The organism is Streptomyces sp. NPDC085524 (assembly GCF_044541755.1).
GTDB lineage: Bacteria > Actinomycetota > Actinomycetes > Streptomycetales > Streptomycetaceae > Streptomyces.
Genome location: NZ_JBITTH010000019.1, coordinates 155,320 through 176,733, shown reverse-complemented (window position 1 = coordinate 176,733; position 21,414 = coordinate 155,320). Strand labels below are relative to the sequence as shown.

The following is a 21,414-nucleotide window of genomic DNA, read 5'->3' as shown; positions in this document are numbered from 1 at the left end:
GGTCGCCGCCTCCTACGCGGACCGCGTCATCTTCCTCGCCGACGGCCGCATCGTCGACGAGATGTACGCACCCACCGCCGACGGCGTGCTCGACCGCATGAAGGCCTTCGACGCCAAGGGCCGTACGAGCTGAGGCCCCGCGCCGCCCCTGCCCCTCGGCCCCTCCTCCGGTCGCGCCGGACCTCGCCACCGCTGCGGGCAGGTGCCGCCCTCGTCCCCCGGACGCCCCCTACCCTCCGCCACGGCCCGGCCCAGCCGCTCCGTTGACTCCCCTGGACTCCTCCACCATGTTCCGTACCGCCCTGCGCAACGTCCTCGCGCACAAGGCCCGGCTGTTGATGACGGTGCTGGCCGTCACCCTCGGCGTCGCCTTCGTTTCCGGCACCCTCGTCTTCACCGACACCCTCAGCAACGCCATGTCCCACCAGTCCGCGAAGTCCTACAGCGGTGTCGCGGTCTCCGTGACCGACCACGGGCCCTCGCGGAACGAGGACGGCGAGAAGCAGGGCGACCCCGGCATCAGCCAGCAGACCCTCGACAAGGTCAAGGGCCTGGCCGGCGTGGACTCCGTCTCCGGGCGGGTCACCGGCTTCGCCGGCGTCGGCGACGAGAACGGCCGGCTGATCGGCAGCGGCTGGGCCAACGCCGGCTCCAACTACGCCCCCGTCAAGGACGGCAAGGACCCGCGCTACGACTTCACCGAAGGCACCGGCCCGGCCACCGCCGACCAGGTCGCCCTCGACAAGGAGGCCGCCGCCAAGGGCAAGTACAAGGTCGGCGACAAGATCCGCGTCGCCACCAACGGCCCGGTGAAGGAGTACACCCTCTCCGGCGTCTTCACCACGGAGGACGGCGCGGTCAACGCGGGCGGCAGCCTGGTCCTGTTCGACACCAAGGTCGCCCAGGAGCTCTACCTCCAGCCCGGCTTCTACAGCGAGCTGTCCGTCGGCGCCAAGGCGGGCACCACCGCCGACACGCTGCTGGCCGAGATCAAGCCCCTCCTCGGCAAGAACTCCGAGGCCAAGACCGGCGCCGCCCTCGCCGCCGAGCAGGCCAAGGCGATCGAGCGGTCCATGTCCGGCATGAGCACCGGCCTGCTGATCTTCGCCGGTGTCTCCCTCTTCGTCGGTATCTTCCTCATCTACAACACCTTCACCATGCTGGTCGCCCAGCGCACCAAGGAACTCGCCCTGCTGCGCGCCGTCGGCGCCAACCGCGCCCAGGTCCGGCGCTCGGTCCTGATGGAGGCCGGAGTCGTCGGCCTCGTCTCCTCGGCCCTCGGCATGGTCTCCGGCGTCGGCCTGGCCGTCGCCATGCGCTCCGCTATGGGGCTCTTCGACGCCAAGATCCCGGCCGGCGACCTGATCGTCGCCCCGGCCACCGTCGTCATCGCGCTGGTCATCGGCGTCAAGGTGACCATGCTGGCCGCCCTGCTGCCGGCCTGGCGGACCTCCCGGATCGCACCCGTCGCCGCCATGGGCAGCGCCCACCTGCCCGCCACCATGAAGTCCCTGGTGCTGCGCAACTCCATCGGCAGCGTCATGGCCTTCGCCGGCATCGGCGTGGTCTTCCTCGGCGTCAGCCAGAAGAGCGACGGCCGCACGACCATCGCGGGCGGCGCCTTCCTCCTCCTCATCGGCCTGTTCGTCCTGCTGCCGATGCTCTCCCGCCCGGTCATCGCCGCCGTCCGCCCGCTGCTGGAGAAGGTCTTCGGCGTCGCCGGCAAGCTGGCCGCGCTGAACGCGGTCCGCAACCCGCGCCGCACCGCCGTCACCGCCGCCTCCCTGACGATCGGTCTGACCCTGGTCACCGCCATGTCGGTGATGGGCATCACCGTGGGCCAGGCCGTCGACAAGGCGACCACGCAGAACGTCAAGGCCGACTACAAGGTCACGATGGCCGGCGAGGGCATGACCCTCGACAAGTCGGTGCTCCCCGCCCTGGAGAAGGGCAAGGGCGTCACCGCCGTCTCCCCGAAGACCACCGAGATCGTCAAGCTCGCCGGCACCTCCCAGGTGGTCAACGGCATCAACCCGGCCGCACTGGCCGCCGTACTGGACGTGAAGACCACCGGCGGCAGCCTCGCCGCGCTGGGCGAGGGCAAGCTGATGGTCTCCGCGAAGGAGGCGGAGAAGAAGGGCCTGAAGGTCGGCTCCACCCTCGACGCCCAGTTCTACGACGGCCAGAAGGGCAAGCTCCAGGTCGGCGCGATCTTCGACGGCAAGGACCAGCTCGACGACTACGTCCTCGACAACAGGATCCTCGCCGCGCACAACGAGGAGCAGTACCTGCCCCAGGTCCTCGTCAAGACCGCGGGCGGCGCCTCCGAGGCGAACCAGCAGGCCGTCGTCGACGCCCTGGGCAAGAGCCCGGCCATCAAGGTCTCCGACAAGGCCGACATCCGCAACGAGATGGCCGGCTCGGTCAACACGGCGCTGAACATCATGTACGGCCTGCTCGGCATGGCCCTGATCATCGCCGTCCTCGGCGTGGTCAACACCCTCGCGATGTCGGTCTACGAGCGCCAGCAGGAGATCGGCATGCTGCGGGCGGTCGGCCTCGACCGGCCCCGGGTCAAGAACATGATCCGCCTCGAGGCCGTGGTCATCTCGCTCTTCGGCGCGGTCCTCGGCATCGGCGTCGGCGTCTTCCTCGCCTGGGCCGGCGGCAGGACCATCGCGGGTTCGATCCCGGGCTACGAGCTGGTCATCCCCTTCGACCGGATCGGGATCTTCTTCGCCCTCGCCGGACTGGTCGGCGTCCTGGCCGCCATGTGGCCGGCCCGCAGCGCGGCCCGCCTGAACATGCTGACGGCCATCAAGACGGAGTAGCGCGCGGCACGTCATGACGGAGGGCCCCGGGGCGACGGCCCTGGGGCCCTTCACGTGCGCAGACGGGCCGGGCCCGGCCATGATCCGCCGGACACCCCCTAGGGGTCCGGTGCGGCGGGTCCGGGCGCCGCGCCCCGGTGGGTCCCGCCGGTCACGGCACTACGCCCCCCAGGTGCGCAGCCTCAGCGGCAGTCCCGAGTCCCCCGCCGCAGAGGGCCGCACCGCGAGGACCTGGTTGACGCCGAGCCGGCCCCGCTCGAAGCCCAGGGCACAGGCCGCCATGTACAGCTGCCAGACCCGGGCGCGGCCGGGCGAGGTCAGCCGTACGCACTCCTCCCAGTACGTCTCCAGCCGCGCCACCCACGCCCTCAGGGTCAGCCCGTAGTGCTCGCGCAGCGCCTCCACGTCGCGGACCTCGAAGCCGGCCCGCTCCAGCTCGCCGACGGTGCTGCCGAGCGGGGAGAGCTCCCCGTCGGGGAAGACGTAGGCGTCGATGAACTCGTCGATCCGGTAGGCGTCTTCGTCGGGCTCCGGGGGCCGGGCGATCTGGTGGTTCAGCAGCCGTCCGCCGGGGCGCAGCAGGGCGTGCAGGGTGCGGGCGTACTCCTGGTAGCGCTCGGCGCCCACGTGCTCGGCCATGCCGATGGAGGAAACGGCGTCGTACGGGCCGTCCTTGACGTCCCGGTAGTCCTGGATCCGGATCTCCACGAGCTCGGTCAGGCCCTCGTCGGCCACGCGTTTGAGGGCGTACGCGGCCTGCTCGCGGGAGAGCGTGACGCCGGTGACCCGGACGCCGTACTCGCGGGCCGCGTGCACCGCCATGGAGCCCCAGCCGCAGCCGACGTCGAGGAGCCGGTCGCCGGGGCGCAGTGCGAGCTTGCGGCAGACGAGGTCGAGCTTGTCGCGCTGGGCCGCCTCCAGGCTCGCGCCGGGCGTCCAGTAGGCGCAGGAGTACACCATCGAGGGGCCGAGCACCCGTTCGTAGAACTCGTTGCCGACGTCGTAGTGGTGGCTGACGGCCTGCCGGTCGCGTCCCTTGCTGTGCTGCTGCCCGCCGCGCCGGACGGCGGCCTCCTCGGCCGGGGGCGCGGGCGGCGGCAGCGGTCCGGCGAGCGCGACCAGCCCGCGTACGGCGGCCCGCCGCTCGGGGTCCCGCAGCAGCCGGGCCGCCTCCGGGAGGGCGGGGCGGGCCTCCTTCGCGCGGTCGGCGACGGCGCCCAGGGCCTTGAGCGGCCGGGCCCGGACGGCCCGCCTCCCGGTGGGGCGGGCGGGTGCGGAGGGGGCGGCGGGCGCCAGGTCGCGCCCCTTCTCCCAGACGAGGCCGGCCACCCGGTCCAGCAGTTCGAACAGGTCGCCGTCGACCGTCAGGTCGCCCGCGACCCACGCGCGGGCCAGGCCCAGTTCACCCGGCTTCCACAGCATCCGGCGCACGGCACGGCGGCGGCGGAAGACGAGCACGGGACCGGTGGGCGGGCCCGCCTCGCTGCCGTCCCACGCACGGATGCGCACGGGCAGCGGGGCTCCCGTCAGGGTCTCGGCCAAAGCAGCCAGCCGCGGCGCGGCGTCGTTCATGGCGCACCTCCACAAAGCTCCGACGAATCCGTCTACCCACCCAGGGCTCCGGGTACGCCGAAGGGGCCGCCCGCACCACGGATGGCGGGCGGCCCCTTCGGGGTCGAGCTCAGTTGCGCCGGAGCGCCTACGAGGCCTTGGCCTTCTCCGCCGGGGCGGAGGCGGCGGCCGGAGCCGGCGCCGGCTTGGCGGCTTCGTAGAACTCCTCGCGCGGGGTCTCCAGCGCTCCGAGGGAGACGACCTCGCGCTTGAGGAACATGCCGAGGGTCCAGTCGGCGAAGACGCGGATCTTGCGGTTCCAGGTCGGCATGGCCATGCCGTGGTAGCCACGGTGCATGTACCAGGCGAGACGGCCCTTGAGCTTGATCTTCATCTTGCCCATGACGATCATCGCGACGCCCTTGTGGAGGCCGAGGCCCGCCACGGCACCCTTGTTGGAGTGCGAGTACTCGGTCTGCGGGAAGCCGCGCATGCCCGAGATGACGTTGTCGCCGAGGACCTTGGCCTGGCGCAGCGCGTGCTGGGCGTTCGGCGGGCACCAGGCGTTCTCGACGCCGGCCTTGCGGGCGGCGATGTCGGGAACCTGGGCGTTGTCGCCGGCGGTCCAGATGTAGTCCGTGCCCTTGACCTGGAGGGTCGGCTCGGCGTCCACGTGGCCGCGCGGGCCCAGCGGCAGGCCGTAGCGGGCCAGCACCGGGTTGGGCTTGACGCCCGCGGTCCACACGATGGTGTCGGAGTCGACCTCGAGGCCGTTCTTCAGCACCACGTGGCCGTCCACGCAGGAGTCCATGGAGGTGTTGAGGTAGATCTCGATGCCGCGGGACTCGAGGTGCTCCTTGCCCCAGGTGCCGAGCTTGGGCCCGACCTCGGGGAGGATCTTGTCGGCCGCGTCGACCAGGATGAAGCGCATGTCCTCGCGCTTGATCGTGGAGTAGTACTTCGCGGCGTCGCGGGCCATGTCCTCGACCTCGCCGATCGTCTCGGCACCGGCGAAGCCGCCGCCGACGAAGACGAAGGTGAGGGCCTTGCGGCGGACGTTCTCGTCCGTCGTGGACTCGGCCTTGTCGAGCTGCTCGAGGACGTGGTTGCGCAGGCCGATGCCCTCTTCGACGCCCTTCATGCCGATGCCCTGTTCGGCGAGGCCGGGGATCGGGAAGGTGCGGGAGACGGCGCCGAGCGCGATCACCAGGTAGTCGAAGGGCAGCTCGTACGCCTCGCCGACGAGCGGCGTGACGACGGCGACCTTGCGGTCCTGGTCGATGCTGGTGACCCGGCCGGTGAGTACCTCTGCCTTGGGCAGCACGCGTCGCAGCGGGACGACGACGTGCCGAGGCGAGATGCTGCCTGCGGCCACTTCGGGGAGGAAGGGCTGGTAGGTCATGTACGACCGCGGGTCGACGACCGTGACGGTCGCCTCGCCGTAACGCATCTTCTTCATGATGCGCTTGGCCGCGTACAGACCTACGTACCCACCTCCTACAACGAGGATCCTGGGACGCTCCGTGGTGCTCATGGAACGAGTATCCAGCACCCTCAGGGGTGATGCTCGTGAGCCCCTTCACAAGGTACGGGGGACCCTCTGCTACACTCCGCGGCCCGCGTGACGGAGGTCATGGTGCGCAACGGGAACCGCAGCGTGGCCGAAATCGTTGTTCACCCGTCCTGAACTGGGCTGTAGGCCCTCGACCGGACTGGACCACCGGCCTTTGTCCATACGTCTGACGCGGAACCCGTCGGCTCCGACATTCGCACGAACGCTCGGAGAAAGGGGCCCGAGGGCCTCGGAAGAGCCCCGAACGGCCCTTCCAGTTGCCCCACGGACCCCTTTTCCTTGTGAAGAACTTCACGAACTTCATGTGGATCAAGGGATCAAAGTCCCCTCGGACCCCTCCTGAGCCAGCCGGAGAGACCGTTCCGCCTGGGAATCAGCCGGCGGCCGCGGCCCGTCTCAGGCTACGGACCACGCGATGCCGTCCAGGATGTCGTGCTCGGAGACGACGACCTCCGAGGCGCCGATGCGCTCCATGACGGCGAGCAGGACCAGCGCGCCCGCGCCGATGACGTCCACCCGGCCCGGGTGCATCACGGGGATCGCGGCGCGCTCGGCGTGCGTCTCGGTCAGCATCCGCTCGCTGATCTCGCGGACCTGCTCGTAGGAGATCCGGGAATGGTGGATCTGCGAGGACTCGTACTCCGGCAGGCCGAGCACGATCCCGGCGACCGTGGTCACCGAGCCGGCCAGGCCCACCAGCGTGCGGGCCTCGTGCAGCGGGACCGACTCCTCGGCCTGGTCCAGCGCGGCCTCGATGTCGGCCCGCATCGCGGCGATCTGCGCAGCGGTCGGCGGGTCGGTGACGGCCCCGTCCACGACCAGGTGGCGCTCGGTCATCCGGACGCAGCCCACGTCGACCGAGCGGGCGGCCCGCACGTGCTCCTCGCCGACCACGAACTCGGTCGAGCCGCCGCCGATGTCCACCACCAGGAACGGCCGCTCCAGGTGCTCGTGGGCGGCCAGCTCCTTGGTGGCGCCGGTGAAGGAGAACTCCGCCTCCTGGTCGCCGGAGATCACCTCGGGCTCGACGCCCAGGATCTCCTTGACGCCCCGCACGAACTCGTCCCGGTTCTCGGCGTCCCGCGAGGCGGAGGTCGCCACGAAGCGCAGCCGCTCCGCCGGGACGCCGTACTGCGCCAGGACCTGCGCGTACGCCCTGCACGCCTCGAAGGTCCGCTCCAGGGCCTCGGGGGCCAGCCGGCCGGTCTTGTCCACGCCCTGGCCGAGCCGGACGATCGTCATCCGCCGGTCCAGCTCGGCGAACTCGCCGGTCGCCGGGTCCACGTCCGCGACGAGGAGCCGGATGGAGTTCGTACCGCAGTCGATGCCGGCGACCCGGGTCACTGGGACCCCTCTTCCTTCTTGTCCGCGCACGGGGTGACGCAGGGGCCCTTGGCCCACCACTCCGGCAGCATCGCCAGGGCCTCGTCGCCGAACGGGTTCACGCCCGGGCCCGCGGCCAGGGAGTGGCCGACCAGCACGTGCAGGCACTTCACCCGGTCCGGCATGCCGCCGGCACTGGGGAAGCCCTGGAGCACCTCGATCGCGTCACGGCGCCGGATGTAGTCCTCGTGCGCGGCCCGGTAGGCGGCGGCCAGCTCCGGGTCCTCGGCGAGCCGGGCCTGCATCTCCTTCATCACGCCGTTGGCCTCCAGCGTGCCGATGGCGCCGGCGGCGCGGGGGCACGTCAGGTAGTACAGCGTCGGGAAGGGGGTGCCGTCGGGGAGCCGCGGGGCGGTCTCCACCACGTCCGGCTGGCCGCAGGGGCAGCGGTGCGCGATGGCGCGCAGGCCGCGCGGCGGGCGGCCGAGCTGCTGCTGGAACGCCTCGACGTCGGCGTCGGTCGGCTCGGTCCGGTCGGTCTGGGGCGGGGGCGTCTGCATGCCTGGAGGAAGTCTCTTCGTTCTCGTGGATGGGTGCGGTGCTCAGTCGCCCGGGCGGTCGGCCTTGTCGACGGCGTCCCAGACGTTCGAGTACCAGGGCCGGACCGTACCGGCCTTGCCGGTACGGTGCCGCTCGGCGGCTTCGGCTCCGGGGTCGGTCATGATGTAGCCGATCTCCCCCGGGCGCAGGAAGTGCAGGTGCTTGCGCGCCTGCTGCTCGGCGTACGCGTCGTCCTGCCAGCGGGCCTTCTCGTCGCGGAGCCGCTCCAGGCGGTCCCGCGCCGCGGCGGCCGCCTTCTGCTGCTCCGCGATCTCCGAGCGCTGGGAGACGTACTGGCGCATCGGATACGCGAGGGCGACGACCAGCGTACAGAGGACGAGCACCAGCAGGGCCGCACGTCCGGTGAGCCGGCTGCGGCGGACCTGGCGGCGCGACTGGGAGCGGTAGACGTGGGCGGCGGTCCGCTCGCCGAGCTGCTTGAGCCTGGTCGCGGTGGAGAAGGTGGAGAACCGATCCCGGTTCCCGGCCATTGATCCGCCTCCCCTGTGTACACGTACTAAGCAATACGTCCCCGCACACGGTACGGGACCGAGTGCGGGGACGTACGGAGGCTAGACCCGGAGGTCCGGATCAGCCCTTGAAGCGGGGGAACGCGCTGCGGCCCGCGTACACGGCGGCGTCGTCGAGGATCTCCTCGATGCGCAGCAGCTGGTTGTACTTGGCGACGCGGTCCGAGCGGGCCGGGGCGCCGGTCTTGATCTGACCGCAGTTCACCGCGACGGCGAGGTCGGCGATGGTGACGTCCTCGGTCTCACCGGAGCGGTGCGACATCATGCACTTGAAGCCGTTGCGCTGGGCCATCTCGACGGCGTCGAGGGTCTCGGTCAGCGAACCGATCTGGTTCACCTTCACGAGCAGGGCGTTCGCGGAGCCCTCCTCGATACCGCGGGCCAGGCGCTCCGGGTTGGTGACGAAGAGGTCGTCGCCGACGATCTGCACCTTGGAGCCGATGCGCTCGGTGACGGTCTTCCAGCCGGCCCAGTCGTCCTCGAACAGCGGGTCCTCGATGGAGACGAGCGGGTACGCCTCGACGAGCTCGGCGTAGTAGTCGGTCATCTCGGCGGCCGAGCGGGACTTGCCCTCGAACTCGTACTGGCCGTCCTTGTAGAACTCGGACGCGGCGACGTCCAGCGCGAGCGCGATGTCCGTGCCCGGGGTGTAACCGGCCTGCTTGATGGCCTCGATGATGAGGTCGAGCGCGGCGCGGTTGGACTCCAGGTTCGGGGCGAAGCCGCCCTCGTCGCCGAGACCGGTGGAGAGGCCCTTGGCGTGCAGGACCTTCTTGAGGGTGTGGTAGACCTCGGCACCCCAGCGCAGCGCCTCGGAGAAGGACTCCGCGCCGATCGGGGCGATCATGAACTCCTGGATGTCAACGTTGGAGTCGGCGTGCGACCCACCGTTGAGGATGTTCATCATCGGAACGGGCAGCAGGTGCGCGTTCGGACCGCCGAGGTAGCGGAAGAGCGGAAGGTCGGAGGCCTCGGACGCGGCGTGCGCCACGGCGAGGGAGACACCGAGGATGGCGTTGGCGCCGAGGGAGCCCTTGTTCTCGGTGGCGTCCAGGTCGATCATCGCCTGGTCGATCAGGCGCTGCTCGGTGGCGTCGTAGCCGACGAGCTCGGGGCCGAGCTGCTCGATGACGGCGAGGACGGCCTTCTCGACGCCCTTGCCGAGGTAGCGGTCGGGGTCACCGTCACGGAGCTCTACGGCTTCGAATGCACCGGTGGAGGCACCGGACGGAACTGCAGCACGGCCGGTGCTGCCATCGTCGAGGCCCACCTCGACCTCGACCGTGGGGTTGCCTCGGGAGTCCAGGATTTCCCGGGCTACGACGACGTCGATGGACGGCACGAGCATCTCCTTCTGGGATGTGACGCTGGGTGTGCGGCGGCATGTCAGGCCGTGGGACGGCCTTGCCGCTTAGAGCCTAACCGGCTCCGGGCACTCGGCCCGCCGACCGCCCGGGTCCTGGGACGAAAAAGGGCCCGAATACCCCCGTTCCAGGACATACAGCTGCGGAGGAAGGTGTCTTGGCCGTGCACACGCCGCCGCCCGGCGCGTGGAGGGGAAGGCGCGCCGGGCGGTGGGGCTGTCACGTGTGGTGAAGAAACCTGCGGCTATTGCCGCATCGTTCAGCTGAGCTTCAGCTTCTGACCCGGGAAGATCAGGTCGGCGTCGGACACGATGTCCTTGTTCAGCTCGAAGAGCTTCTCCCAGCCGCCCTTGACGCCGTTGGCGTCGGCGATGCCGCCGAGGGTGTCGCCGTCCTTGACCTCGTACGAGCCGTTGCCGGTCTTCGGGGCCTCGGTGCGCTCGGACCGGGTGGTCGGGGCCGGGGTCTCGGAGCGCTTGGGCTCCGTCTTCTTCGGCTCGGCCTTCTTGGTCTCGGTCTTCTTCGGCTGGGTCTTCTTGGTCTCGGTCTTCGGGGTCTCGGTCGAGCCGCCGCCCGTGTAGGAGGAGTTCGACAGACCCACGCCGCAGGACGGCCAGGCGCCCTTGCCCTGGCCCTTGAGGACCTTCTCGGCGATGGCTATCTGCTGGGACTTCGAGGCCTGGTTGGCCTGCGGGGCGTACGACTTGCCGCCGTACGCGGCCCAGGTGGAGGAAGAGAACTGCAGGCCGCCGTAGTAGCCGTTGCCCGTGTTGATGGCCCAGTTGCCACCGGACTCGCACTGGGCGACGCGGTCCCACTCGCTCGCGGTGGCGGCACTCGCGGTGCCCGCGGCCATCAGCGGCGCGGCGACGACGGCACCGGCGACACCGGCGAGCGTGGCGATGCGGACGGCCTTGGTGGCGCGACGGTGCTTGCCCTTGCCGGAAAGCAGCATGAGGTTCTCCTCACCGACGCCTACGAGGTGAGCTGTCGGGTTCGGGCGGATGAGTTGCCCGGCCGTGCGACCTAGCGCACGTCTTGACCCCTAGCCGGTTGCCGCCCGTCTCCGGACGGCCGTTCCCGGCACCTACCTTGGGTCCCCCGCTCCTGCCTTCGGCGCTTGACGCGACGACTGTTCCCCCCGTCCGCCGGCAGGACTCGGCGATGCGGTCGAAGGAGCCCGCGGTGGCGGGCGATTCAGAAGGTAGACAGGTCTCCCCCCGATGTTCAACGCGCCGCATCGGGGGGAGACGACCCCTACTTGCGCTCTCCCCAAGGGTGTTTGCGCAGGTGAGGACGGGGTTTGCGGAAGCCCCTGGGCGGGACACGCCAGTTGACCGGAAGAGACACATGTCTCATTCGAACGAAACGGACAATCAACTCTTTCCGGAAGGGTGAAGTGCCCTTATTGCGCGGTTAGATCCAGGTTCTGTCCGGGCTTGATCAAGTCCGCGTCCCCGCCGATGACCTGCTCGTTGGCCTTGTAAAGGGCGTCCCAGCCGCCCTTGACCCCCTTGGCATCCGCGATGGCCGTCAGGCTGTCGCCCGCCTTCACGGTGTACGTGGGCTTCGACGCGGCGTCAGAAGCCGCGGGCACCTCGGCCGCGGGCGCCCCGCGGTGCTTGCCGCTGCCCTCGCCGGGAGCGGCGAGCGGGGCCGTGGAGGCGTCAGGGGCCGCGGGGGCGTTCGGGTCCGCCGGAGTGGTGGCCGGGGGCAGGCCCGGGGTCGCGGGGGCCGTCGCGGGCGGGGTGGTGGACGGAGCCGTCGGGGTGCCCGGGTCCGCAGGCTTACCCGAGTTGCCCTGGTTGCCCTGATCGCCCGGGTTGCCTTGGTTGCCCTGGTTGTTCGAGTTGCCCGGAGCCGAGGGCTCCTCGACCGGGAGGTCGGCCGGAGGCATGACGGGCAGTCCGAGGTTCGGGCCGAGCGGGCCGTCGGCGATCCCCGGGGTCGGCGCCCCGAAGTCGGTGGACGGCGGCACGGCGCCCGAGTTCGGCACGGCGTCGTCCGGGCGGGAGGGCGCGGGGCCGACGGTCCCGTGGTTGCCGGGCTGGCCGGGGTCGACCACGGCGGCGGGGCCCTGCGCGTCCAGCCCGGCGGGCGCCGCGCACATCGGCCACGCCTGCGGGCCCTTCGCGGCGAGCACCCGCTCGGCGATGGCTATCTGCTGGGAACGGCTGGCGAGGTCGGCCCGCTCCGCGAAGTCGAGCCCGCCGGCCTCCCGCCACTCCTCCTGGGTGAACTGGAGCCCGCCGTAGGCACCGCTGCCGAAGTTGGCGCTCCAACTGCCGCCGCTCTCGCATTCGGCGACCTTGTCCCACGTGGACGTGTCCGCCGCGCTCGCGCCGGTGGCGGCGAGCAGCGGCAGAGCCAGCGCGGAGCCGGTGACTCCGGCAGTGACGACTATCGCGGGCACCTGACGGGGGCGTCTGTGGCGGCCGTTCCCGGAACGCATGAGGCTGCACCTTTCGCATAACGGCGGGGTAACGGCAGAACCTAGCGGCCATCGAACGCATGTCACAAGTTGGGTCGGAAACTGACTTCGGATCAGGTGCGACTCAGGCGTTCGGTACTGCGAAGCGAACGGGAAGAGTGCGCAGGCCACGCATGACGAGTCCGCCGCGCCAGCGCAGCCCTTCGGGCGGAACGGCGAGTTCCAGATCCGGCAGACGCGTCAGCAAACTCGCAAGCACGGTCTGCAGACGGGATTCGGCAGGGGACACCCGCCGGTCCGGGTCGCCTCCTCCGACGTACACCTCCCCACAGTTCCCCGTGATCCGGCCGGCGGCGGGGGTCCGCCGGCCCAGCCGCCCGCCTGGAGCTTCTGCTCGCGGCCGTTCCAGGTCCGGGAGAAGATCACGGCGGCTGTGAGGTGCTTCGGCCCGTCACGGTTACGGTCAGGAGGTGCACGAAGACGCCTCCCCTACCCCGCCGCCCCGTCTGTTCGACTGGGAGTTCGCGACCGACCCCTACCCCGCCTACGCCTGGCTGCGGGAAAACTCCCCGGTGCACCGCACCAAGCTCCCCAGCGGGGTCGAGGCCTGGCTGGTCACCCGGTACGCCGATGCCCGCCAGGCCCTCGCCGACCAGCGGCTCAGCAAGAACCCGGCACACCACGCGGGATCAGCGCACGCCAAGGGCAAGACCGGGATCCCGGGGGAGCGCAAGGCGGAGCTGATGACGCACCTGCTCAACATCGACCCGCCGGACCACACCCGGCTGCGGCGGCTGGTGTCGAAGGCGTTCACCCCGCGCCGGGTCGCCGAGTTCACAGGACGTGTGCAGGAGCTGACGAATCAGCTCCTCGACGGTTTCGCGGAACGGGGGGAGGCGGACCTCATCCACGAGTTCGCCTTCCCGCTCCCCATTTACGCGATCTGCGAGATGCTCGGCGTACCGCGCGAGGACCAGGACGACTTCCGCGACTGGGCCGGCATGATGATCCGCCACGCCGGAGGCCCGCGCGGTGGGGTGGCTCGCTCGGTCAAGCAGATCCGCAGCTACCTCGTCGAGCTCATCCACCGCAAGCGCGACGACCTGGGTGACGATTTGATCTCCGGACTGATCCGGGCGAGCGACCACGGCGAGCACCTCACCGAGAACGAAGCCGCTGCGATGTGCTTCGTGCTGCTCTTCGCCGGTTTTGAAACGACGATCAACCTCATCGGCAACGGAGCCTACGCTCTGCTGCGGAATCCCGGTCAACGCGAGCGTCTCCAGGCCTCCCTCGCTGCTGGAGAAACAGAGCTGCTGGAGACCGGCATCGAAGAACTGCTCCGCTATGACGGTCCCGTGGAACTGGCCACCTGGCGGTACGCGACGCAGCCGCTGACGCTGGGCGGCCAGGACATCCCGGCCGGCGACCCTGTCCTTGTGGTCCTCGCCGCCGCCGACCGCGACCCGGAGCGGTTCACCGATCCGGACACCCTGGACCTCTCCCGGAGCGACAATCAACACCTCGGATACGGCCACGGCATCCACTACTGCCTGGGAGCCCCCCTGGCCCGCCTGGAAGGCCAAACGGCCCTGGCTGCGCTGCTGACCCGCCTGCCCGACCTCGAACTCGCCGTAGATCCTTCGGAGCTGCGGTGGCGGGGAGGCCTCATCATGCGGGGCTTGCGCACTCTGCCGGTCCGGTTCACCCCGGGCACCGGCCCCCGGGTATGACGAAGGCCCTCAACGGAAGAGGGCCCATGCCGGTGCCTGCACGGGTCACGCGCCTTCACCGAGGCCTTCGCGGTGGCCCCGGTCCCCGTCAGCTGGTCACCGTGGTCACGTGCCCGGATCAGGTCGGAGATGACGCCGCTGGTCGGCGAGGACCTGACGGGCATCGGCGTACCGGGTGACCAGCCAGGCCTCGACCCCGCTGGGGAGCTTGGTGCGGTGCACCGGGGAGTACTCGTGCACGCGACGACCGTGTCCCGGCTCCCACCCCTCATCCCATATGGCCGGTTCGCCGCGGCTGTCCGTAGATCGCCTTCCGCTTGACCTCGCGCGCTCCCGCGTTCCTACTTTCGGTTCTGTGGATGTGAGGATCTTGAAAAGCAGTTTTGCGGTGGTGGAGAGACGGGCCGAGCACGCGGTCAAGTTCTTCTACTCCCACCTCTTCTGGCACAACCCCGGATTCCGTGATCTCTTCCCGGCCTCCTTCGAAGACATGGAAAGACAGCGGGACCGGCTCTTCGCCGCGCTCACGCACGTGATCGCCCACCTGGAGACCGAGAGCCTCGTCCCCTATCTGCGCGACCTGGGCCGCGACCACCGCAAGTTCCTGGTCGAGCCCCAGCACTACGCGGTCCTCGGCTCCAGCCTGCTCGCCGCGCTCGCCGAGACCTCCGGCAACGCGTGGACCACGCAGACGGAGAAGGCGTGGGCCGAGGCGTACCAGGTGATCGCCGACGCGATGATGGCCGGCGCCGCCGCGAGCGAGGACCCGCCGTGGTGGGACGCGGAGGTCGTCCGGCACCTCCAGTACGGAGAGGACATCGGCGTGCTCACCCTCCAGCCCCGGATCCCCTTCCCCTACCTCCCCGGCCAGTACACGAGCGTGTGCAGCGAACGGGTCCCGACGACCTGGCGCACGTACTCCATCGGCAACGCGCCCCGCCCCGACGGCACCGTCGACCTGCACGTCAGCCGTGTCGACCGGGGCCGGCTCAGCACCTTCCTGGTCCGCGACACCCTGCCGGGCGACGTGCTGCGCCTCGCCGCCGCCGGCGGGCGGATGACCTTCCGCCGCGAGGGCCGGCCGGTCAGCCTCATAGCCGCCGGCACCGGCTGGGCACCGGTCCGGGCCATGCTGGAGGAACTCGCCGAGCATCCTCCCGATCAGGACGTGCGGCTGTTCGTCGTGGCGCGGGACGCCGCGCACCTCTACGACCGGCCGCTCATCGACGAGTACGCCGCGGCCTGCGACTGGCTGGGCGTCACCTACATCACGCCCGCTCCCGGCCGGCACCGCAACCAGGCCACGGACCGGCTCGTCACCGCCCTCGCCAACCGGGGGCTCTGGCCCGACCAGGACGTCTACGTCAGCGGGCCGCCGCCGTTCATCAGCGAGACCGCCCGGCTCCTGGAGGAACTGGGTGCCCCTCCCGACCGGATCTTCCACGACTCCGTACCGGCCGGCGCCCAGGGGGACGGTCCCGGCCAGGGGCGCCCGCTGGGCTTCGGCGAGTGGTTCCTGAACCGCCCGTCACCGCACTGGCACGACCCTTCGAGCCGCGCGCCGAAGGACGGCCGTACCACCTGAACACCGATGCCGGGGGCTACCCGCCGACGCCCTCGGCCGCACGGATCGCATCCCGGTAGACGCGGGCCGCAGCCCGCAGGGCGGTCTCGGGGTCGATCCCCTCCTCCTCGGCGCGCGCCGCCAGCGCCAGCAGCTCGTACCCCACGCCCTCACCCCCGGGCAGCTCCACGGCCAGTTCCCCCGCACGGGCACGGCCGGCGAGCTTCGCCGCGAGCGCGAGACCGGGCTGGCCCAGCGGGATCCCGTCGGTGACCGACTCCCGCCGCTTCTCGACCGCCTTGGTGCGCTGCCAGTGCTCGTGCACGTCCTCGGGGGTCTCGGCCGAGGCATCTCCGAACACGTGCGGATGCCGGTGGATCAGCTTCTCCACCAGCGTCCCGGCCACGTCGTCGATGGAGAACGCCCCGCCCGCGCCTTCTTCGTCCTCGTCGCCGTCCCCTCCTCCCACGGCGCCCTCCTGCGCGATCCGCGCGTGGAAGACCACCTGGAGCAGGACGTCGCCGAGCTCCTCGCGCAGCTCCGTACGGTCCCCGGCCTCGATGGCCTCGACGAGTTCGTACGCCTCCTCGATCGCGTACTTCGCCAGGCCCTCGTGGGTCTGCTGCGAGGTCCACGGGCACTCGCGCCGGACCCGGTCCATCACCTGGACCACGTCGAGCAGGCGCGCGCCCGGCAGGTCGTAGGAACCCGGCAGCAGTTCCAGGTCGGGCATCGAGACGCGGCCCGAGCCCGCGAGCCGCGCCAGCCCGTCGGTGAGCCGCTGATCGCCCTCCCCGCCCGGGAGCACCACGACCGTGCGGCCGCCCGCGCAGGCGTCGACGAGCGCGTGCGCGTCGGGGGCCTCGTGCTCGACCTCGATGCCGGCCTCCCGCAGGTACGGCAGCTGCGGGTGGCCGGGGTCGGCGCACAGCACCCGGTCCGCGGCGTGCAGGGTCTGCCATGCCGGCCAGGACAGCACGCCGGGGGCGACCCGGTGGCTGGTGGTCAGCAGGACGATGCGGCCGGTGGGCCCGGCGGCGGGTGCGGGGTCGGCGGGTGCGTGGTCGGTCACCCTTCGAACCTACCTCTGCGCGGCCGCCATCGGATCCGCGGGGGCGCCCTCCGCCCGGGAGCGCTGGACGATCCACGGGGTCTCCCCGGCGCCGAGCCGGATCTGCTGGGCGTCCCAGGCTCCGTAGCGCGGGTTCACCTCGATGTGCAGGGCCTTCACGGCGGCCCGGGCGGGCTCCTCGAGCTTGCCGTTGCCGTACTTGGCGGTCAGCTTGGCCAGCAGCACCCGGTTCCGCAGGAAGCGGTCGGCCTGGCCCGGGGCCATGGCGCCGCCCTGGAGGAGCTTCGCCTCGAACTGCTCGGTGCCGCCCTCCTCGGCGACCAGCGCCTTGCGCGCCTCCTCGACGTCCTTCTCGGAGGCCTCGATCCCGGCGGTGTCGGCCATCTTGTCGATGATCCGGCTCTGGAGCATCGCGTCGAGCTTCTGCCGCTCCAGGTTCGGGGTGCTCGCGATGAGCTCGGCGGAGCCCTGCCCGGAACGGTTCTGCGCGGCCCGGACGTCGTTCACCTGTGCCTGGAGCGCGGAGGTCGTGATGCGTTCACCGCCCACGACGGCCGCGGTACCGGGGCGGGTCTCGCCGGAGCAGGCGGTCAGCAGGGGGGCCGCCACGAGCAGGGCGGCGGAGACGGAGATCGCTGTGCGACGGTGCAAAGGAGCCTCCAGGGCCGGGAGATTGTGCGTTCTTGCACAAGGCCGTGCGGTGATCGATGTTATGAGGTCGGGGTGATCCGAGCCACTGGTTCGACCAACGATTCGCGCGCGGACTGAACACGCCTCGTTCATAGGCGGATCGGCCCGCTTCGACGTGTCCGCCGCGCCACCCGGTCACCCGTCCTGGGGACCCGGCCGCCCTGGCGGCGGCCGTGCCTGCGGCGACCGGCCACCCGGAGGCCACCCTGCGGTCACCCGTCGCTGCCACAGTGCGCGCACCATGCCAACACCGCACCGCTCTCCGCGCGGCGCACCGCGCCGCCGCAGCCTGTACGGCTCCGCGCTCGCCGCCCTGCTCACGACGGCGGCCGTGTGCGCCGGGGACGCCGTCGCCCGCGTCTTCCCGTACGGGCCGCGCCACCGCAGCATCAACGACCTCGGCAACCAGTTCGTGCCCTTCCACGCGCAGCTGTGGGACCTGCTGCACGGCCGGGCGGAGGGCGGGCTGCTGTTCAACTGGCGCTCCGGGTACGGCACGAGCTTCCTGCCGGATCTGGGGACGTACCTGACCAGCCCGTTCGCCCTGCTGGTCGGGCTGTTCCCGCGCGCGGACATCGACCTCGCCGTGTACGTGGTCACCGTGCTCAAGACGGCGGCCGCGGCGGCGGCGATGTCCTGGCTGCTGCGCACCCAGCAGCGCGGCCCGTGGTGGGCGGCGGGGCTCCTGGGCGCCTCGTACGCGCTGTGCGGCTGGTCGGTGATCGAGGCCTCCTACAACCCGATGTGGCTGGACGGGCTGATCGCCTTCCCGATGCTGTGCCTGACGGGGGAATGGGCGCTGCGCGGACGCCGCCCCGTGCTCGGCGTGGCGGTCGTGGCCGTCTGCTGGACGGCGAACTTCTACACCGCCTACATGGCGACGCTGGGCGCCGCGCTGGTGGTGCTGGTACGGGTGGTCCTGGCGCGGGAGGGTGTCCGGGCCCGTCTCGCCGTGGTCGGGCGGGCGGCCGGGACGACGGTGCTCGGGATCGCGCTCGCGGCTCCGGTGCTGCTCCCGCTGTTCCTCAGCTCTGGGCAGGCCTTTCCGGGGTGGGTCAAGGAGTTCCGGCCGGTGTCGTGGGCCGACGTGTTCGCGCGGCTGCTTCCGGCGACGTACTCCTTCTCCTCCCCCGCCGTCTTCGTCGGCACCGGCACCCTGCTGCTGGTGGCCGCACTGCCGTTCCACCGGGCCGTGCCGGCGCGGACCCGGCTGTGCTGGGCGGGGCTGACGGCGGCGGTGGCGCTCTCGCTCCAGTGGGGGCCGACGCACCTGGCCTGGCACCTGTTCGCGACCCCGAACGGCAGCCCGTACCGGCAGACCTTCGTGCTCGCCGGCATCGCCGTGATCGCCGCCTGGGCGGGGCTCGCGGCGGGGCTGCCGGGGCCGCGCGCCCTGGCGGGCGGGGCGGGACTGCTGACGGCGGCGGCCCTGTGGGCGGCCGACAGCCCCCTCACCACGCGGATCGGGTACGTGCTGTTCGCGGGCGGGGGGTTGGTGGCGGGCGCGGCGTGGTGGGCGCTGCGCCGGCGCCGGCTGGTCCTCCCGGCCGCGGCCGCGCTGGCGCTGGTGCTCGCCGGGCAGGCCGCCGCGGCCACGGCGTGGGGCCACAAGGGCAAGCTCGGCGGCCTCGACGACTACCCGTCGTGGTCCGCGGCGCACACCGCGCGCGCCGAGGCGCTGGCGGGGGCCGAGGGCTGGCCCGCGTACCGCACGGACCCGAGCCGGCCCGCCCTGACCGGCAACGACCCGATGCTGCTGGGCGGGGAGGGCGGCGCGTACTACAGCAGCCACACCCCGGCGGTGTTCACGGACACGATGGTGGCGCTGGGGGCGGGCTGGACCTCGCGGGGCCGCAACGTCCAGAGCATCGACAGCCCGGTGACCGACGCCGTGTTCGCGGTCGGCGCCCGCCTGCAGCCCGACGGCACGGTCCGCCGCGCGCAGGTGCCGCCGCTGGTGACGACCCGCCCTCCCGGCCCACCCGGCTCCTACGGGGATTCGCCGTTCGCCAACCAGGAGCTGCTGCTGGGCGCGAAGGTGTACGAGGATCCGCAGGCGCCCGGGGTGTGCCGCGCGGGCACCGAGGCCTTCCTGTGGGCCCCGCAGTACAACGCGACGGCCCGCCTCGCCGACGGGCCCGCCTTCCGGCTGAACGGCAACGCGCCCCGCAACCGGGCGGCCGTCCAGCCGCTGGGCGTCTCCCGCGGGGAATCGTCGGCCCTGGTCTTCGACGCGGACCCGCCGCCCCGCTGGACCCTGTCCTGCCTGGACCGCTCGCTCCTCGACCCGGCGGTGGCCGCGCTGCGCGCCACTGCGGCGACCTCGGTGCGGGTGGGCTCCTCGGGGGTCCGGGCGACGCTGCCGCCGGGGGCCACGGGGACGGCGGTGCTGTCCGTGCCGGCGGTCGCGGGCTGGAGCTGCAACGGCCGCCCGGCCGGGGCCTACCTGGGCCTGGTCGCGGTCCCCCTCGACGGCCGCACCGCCACCGTCGCCTGCTCCTTCCGCCCGCCGGGCCTGCTGCCGGGCGCGGCTGCGGCGGGGGCGGCCCTGGCGGTGCTGCTCGCCGGGGCGGTGCTGCGCAGGCGCCGTCAGCGCACCTGACCCAGCCACTGGAGGGTCCGGCGCACCTCGGCCGGGAAGGGGTGGGCCGGGCCGTGCAGGCGTTCCGCGTCGAACAGGAGCCGCACCAGGGTGTCGTGGGCCGCCTGGCGGTCGCCGAGGGAGAGCTGCAGGTGCGCTATCCGGCGGCGGACCTCCAGGGGCAGGCCCGGGTCCGGGTTGGCGTAGTGGTTCTCGAAGAGCGGGAGCAGGGAGCGGTACTCCGCCAGGGCGGCGGCCGGCTCGCCGAGTTGCTCCAGGCACTGGGCCGAGTCGTAGCGGAACCGCAGGGCCTGGGGGTCGCCGGCCGGGTACTCGTCGGCGAGGCGGCGCAGTTCGGGCAGGGCGCGCCGGTACTGGCCGTCGTCCATGAGCGTGGCGGCGTACTGCTTGCGCAGGGAGCGGACCACCGGGGAGTGCTCGCCGTGCTCGGCGGCGGCCGCAGGGAGGATGCCGCCGAGGATGTCCACGGCCTGGGTGAGCCGGCCCTGGGAGAGGAGCTGCCGGGCCTGGTCCACGGCGCCCGGGATGTCCGGCTTGGCGGGCGCCGCCGGCGGCGCGCTCGGCCGGGGCGGGACCCCGGGGACGGACGGGACGCCCGGGGCCGACGGGACGCCCGCGGCCGGCGGGGTGCCGGGGGCCGCGGTGAGCGACGGGGCCCGGTCGGGCCAGGGCGCCTGCGGCTTGAGGAAGGGGCGGGTCGGGTCGAGCGGCCCGGCCGGGGCGGCGCTGCCGCGGGCGGGCAGCAGCGGGGTGAGGGCCTCGTAGACCTCCTGCGCGGAACCGGGGCGCTCCTGCGGGTCCTTGGCGAGGAGGCGGAGCAGGATCGCTTCCAGCTCCGCCGGGACCTCCGGCCGCAGCCCGCGCACCGGCTGCGGGGGCTCGTAGAGGTGGCGGTGCAGGACGCCGAGGGCGGTGGATCCGGCGAAGGGGACGTTGCCGCTGAGGAGTTCGTACAGCAGCACGCCGAGGGCGTAGAGGTCGGTGTACGGGCCCACCGCGCCGCCCATGGCCTGTTCGGGCGCCATGTAGGCGGGGCTGCCGATGGGCGAGCCGGTGCTGGTGAGGCGGGTGGTGTCGGTGTCCATCACCGAGGCCACGCCGAGGTCCAGGACGAGCACGGTGCCGTCGGGGCGGATCATCACGTTGCGCGGCTTCAGGTCCCGGTGGACGATCGGCACCGCGTGCACGGCGGACAGCACCGAGCACAGCTGCGCGACGACGGACACCGCCCACTGCCACGGGTAGGGGTCGTGCTCGGCGAGGTGGTCGGCGAGGTCCGCGCCCTCGACGTACCCCATGACCAGGAAGAGTTCGTCGCCGTCGCTGCCCGCGTCGTGGACGGTGACCAGTCCGGGGTGGTCGACCTGGGCCGTCACCCGGCACTCGCGCACGAAGCGGCGGCGCAGTTCCTCGGCGACGGTGCCGGGGCCCGCGACCTTGTCGGGGCGCAGCAGTTTGACGGCGACGCGCCGGTCGAGGCGCCGGTCGTAGGCCGTCCAGACCTGGCCCATGCCGCCCTGGCCGAGGATGGTGGCGAGCTGGTAGCGGTC

General features: G+C 72.1%; 16 protein-coding genes, 2 pseudogenes and 1 riboswitch. Of the genes and pseudogenes, 5 read left to right on the top strand and 13 right to left on the bottom strand.

What is annotated here, in order from left to right:
• Both ACIGFK_RS27540 and ACIGFK_RS27535 read left to right on the top strand, forming a co-directional pair.
• Positions 1-133: pseudogene (locus ACIGFK_RS27540) on the top strand (ABC transporter ATP-binding protein); the annotation flags it as partial.
• Positions 134-287: 154 nt separating this feature from the next.
• The gene (locus ACIGFK_RS27535; RefSeq protein ID WP_400053954.1) at positions 288-2,831 is read left to right on the top strand and encodes an ABC transporter permease; all 2,544 of its coding nucleotides are present in this window, start codon (positions 288-290) and stop codon (positions 2,829-2,831) included.
• Between the two features lie 159 nt (positions 2,832-2,990).
• Here ACIGFK_RS27535 and ACIGFK_RS27530 read toward each other — a convergent pair whose 3' ends face one another.
• From ACIGFK_RS27530 to ACIGFK_RS27490, 9 genes and pseudogenes are all read right to left on the bottom strand, one after another.
• Positions 2,991-4,403, bottom strand: coding sequence for a class I SAM-dependent methyltransferase (locus ACIGFK_RS27530; protein WP_386473809.1), 1,413 nt, complete (start codon positions 4,401-4,403; stop codon positions 2,991-2,993).
• Between the two features lie 127 nt (positions 4,404-4,530).
• Positions 4,531-5,916 (bottom strand): NAD(P)/FAD-dependent oxidoreductase, encoded by a 1,386-nt coding sequence (locus ACIGFK_RS27525; RefSeq protein ID WP_376661849.1) that lies wholly within the window; start codon positions 5,914-5,916, stop codon positions 4,531-4,533.
• 435 nt (positions 5,917-6,351) lie between these two features.
• Positions 6,352-7,299: an exopolyphosphatase gene (locus ACIGFK_RS27520; protein ID WP_400053952.1), complete on the bottom strand. Its 948-nt coding sequence runs from the start codon at positions 7,297-7,299 to the stop codon at positions 6,352-6,354.
• Positions 7,296-7,838: a DUF501 domain-containing protein gene (locus tag ACIGFK_RS27515; RefSeq protein ID WP_376661851.1), complete on the bottom strand. Its 543-nt coding sequence runs from the start codon at positions 7,836-7,838 to the stop codon at positions 7,296-7,298. The genes ACIGFK_RS27520 and ACIGFK_RS27515 overlap by 4 nt, the downstream gene beginning before the upstream one ends.
• 42 nt (positions 7,839-7,880) lie before the next feature.
• On the bottom strand, positions 7,881-8,369 hold the full coding sequence (locus tag ACIGFK_RS27510) for a septum formation initiator family protein (protein WP_376661852.1): 489 nt from the start codon (positions 8,367-8,369) through the stop codon (positions 7,881-7,883).
• A 100-nt stretch (positions 8,370-8,469) separates the two neighbouring features.
• Positions 8,470-9,756 (bottom strand): phosphopyruvate hydratase, encoded by a 1,287-nt coding sequence (gene eno / locus ACIGFK_RS27505; protein WP_376661853.1) that lies wholly within the window; start codon positions 9,754-9,756, stop codon positions 8,470-8,472.
• A gap of 275 nt (positions 9,757-10,031) precedes the next feature.
• A complete protein-coding gene (locus ACIGFK_RS27500) occupies positions 10,032-10,727 on the bottom strand; it encodes a transglycosylase family protein (protein ID WP_376661854.1) in 696 nt (231 codons plus the stop codon).
• A 2-nt stretch (positions 10,728-10,729) separates the two neighbouring features.
• Positions 10,730-10,901: riboswitch (cyclic di-AMP (ydaO/yuaA leader) on the bottom strand.
• 276 nt (positions 10,902-11,177) lie between these two features.
• Positions 11,178-12,224 (bottom strand): transglycosylase family protein, encoded by a 1,047-nt coding sequence (locus tag ACIGFK_RS27495; protein WP_386465116.1) that lies wholly within the window; start codon positions 12,222-12,224, stop codon positions 11,178-11,180.
• Positions 12,225-12,327: 103 nt separating this feature from the next.
• Positions 12,328-12,468: pseudogene (locus ACIGFK_RS27490) on the bottom strand (cytochrome P450); the annotation flags it as partial.
• A gap of 205 nt (positions 12,469-12,673) precedes the next feature.
• Here ACIGFK_RS27490 and ACIGFK_RS27485 point away from each other — a divergent pair.
• Positions 12,674-13,936, top strand: coding sequence for a cytochrome P450 (locus tag ACIGFK_RS27485; protein WP_386465114.1), 1,263 nt, complete (start codon positions 12,674-12,676; stop codon positions 13,934-13,936).
• A gap of 105 nt (positions 13,937-14,041) precedes the next feature.
• Here ACIGFK_RS27485 and ACIGFK_RS27480 read toward each other — a convergent pair whose 3' ends face one another.
• On the bottom strand, positions 14,042-14,176 hold the full coding sequence (locus ACIGFK_RS27480) for a hypothetical protein (protein ID WP_386465152.1): 135 nt from the start codon (positions 14,174-14,176) through the stop codon (positions 14,042-14,044).
• Between the two features lie 148 nt (positions 14,177-14,324).
• Here ACIGFK_RS27480 and ACIGFK_RS27475 point away from each other — a divergent pair, with 148 nt between their 5' ends.
• Positions 14,325-15,521 (top strand): globin domain-containing protein, encoded by a 1,197-nt coding sequence (locus ACIGFK_RS27475; protein ID WP_376660607.1) that lies wholly within the window; start codon positions 14,325-14,327, stop codon positions 15,519-15,521.
• 16 nt (positions 15,522-15,537) lie between these two features.
• On the opposite strand, the gene ACIGFK_RS27470 is transcribed toward ACIGFK_RS27475, so the two are convergent.
• Positions 15,538-16,572, bottom strand: coding sequence for a nucleoside triphosphate pyrophosphohydrolase (locus tag ACIGFK_RS27470; protein ID WP_376660606.1), 1,035 nt, complete (start codon positions 16,570-16,572; stop codon positions 15,538-15,540).
• 9 nt (positions 16,573-16,581) lie between these two features.
• Entirely contained in the window at positions 16,582-17,223 is a 642-nt protein-coding gene (locus tag ACIGFK_RS27465; protein WP_376660605.1) for a SurA N-terminal domain-containing protein, read from the bottom strand.
• Positions 17,224-17,503: 280 nt separating this feature from the next.
• Here ACIGFK_RS27465 and ACIGFK_RS27460 point away from each other — a divergent pair, with 280 nt between their 5' ends.
• Positions 17,504-19,864 carry a YfhO family protein gene (locus tag ACIGFK_RS27460; RefSeq protein WP_376660604.1) on the top strand — a complete coding sequence of 787 codons (2,361 nt, stop codon included), beginning with the start codon at positions 17,504-17,506 and terminating at the stop codon, positions 19,862-19,864.
• On the opposite strand, the gene ACIGFK_RS27455 is transcribed toward ACIGFK_RS27460, so the two are convergent.
• Positions 19,852-21,375: a protein kinase gene (locus tag ACIGFK_RS27455; RefSeq protein WP_376660608.1), complete on the bottom strand. Its 1,524-nt coding sequence runs from the start codon at positions 21,373-21,375 to the stop codon at positions 19,852-19,854. The two genes, ACIGFK_RS27460 and ACIGFK_RS27455, sit on opposite strands and share 13 nt — an antisense overlap.
• Positions 21,376-21,414: the final 39 nt, after the last annotated feature.

Coding starts and splice junctions, on each gene's coding strand:
- eno (WP_376661853.1), bottom strand. CDS start 9,756: ATGCTCGTGCCGTCCATCGACGTCGTCGTAGCCCGGGAAATCCTGGAC.
- ACIGFK_RS27515 (WP_376661851.1), bottom strand. CDS start 7,838: ATGCAGACGCCCCCGCCCCAGACCGACCGGACCGAGCCGACCGACGCC.
- ACIGFK_RS27525 (WP_376661849.1), bottom strand. CDS start 5,916: ATGAGCACCACGGAGCGTCCCAGGATCCTCGTTGTAGGAGGTGGGTAC.
- ACIGFK_RS27500 (WP_376661854.1), bottom strand. CDS start 10,727: ATGCTGCTTTCCGGCAAGGGCAAGCACCGTCGCGCCACCAAGGCCGTC.
- ACIGFK_RS27495 (WP_386465116.1), bottom strand. CDS start 12,224: ATGCGTTCCGGGAACGGCCGCCACAGACGCCCCCGTCAGGTGCCCGCG.
- ACIGFK_RS27455 (WP_376660608.1), bottom strand. CDS start 21,375: ATGGGCCAGGTCTGGACGGCCTACGACCGGCGCCTCGACCGGCGCGTC.
- ACIGFK_RS27510 (WP_376661852.1), bottom strand. CDS start 8,369: ATGGCCGGGAACCGGGATCGGTTCTCCACCTTCTCCACCGCGACCAGG.
- ACIGFK_RS27535 (WP_400053954.1), top strand. CDS start 288: ATGTTCCGTACCGCCCTGCGCAACGTCCTCGCGCACAAGGCCCGGCTG.
- ACIGFK_RS27460 (WP_376660604.1), top strand. CDS start 17,504: ATGCCAACACCGCACCGCTCTCCGCGCGGCGCACCGCGCCGCCGCAGC.
- ACIGFK_RS27530 (WP_386473809.1), bottom strand. CDS start 4,403: ATGAACGACGCCGCGCCGCGGCTGGCTGCTTTGGCCGAGACCCTGACG.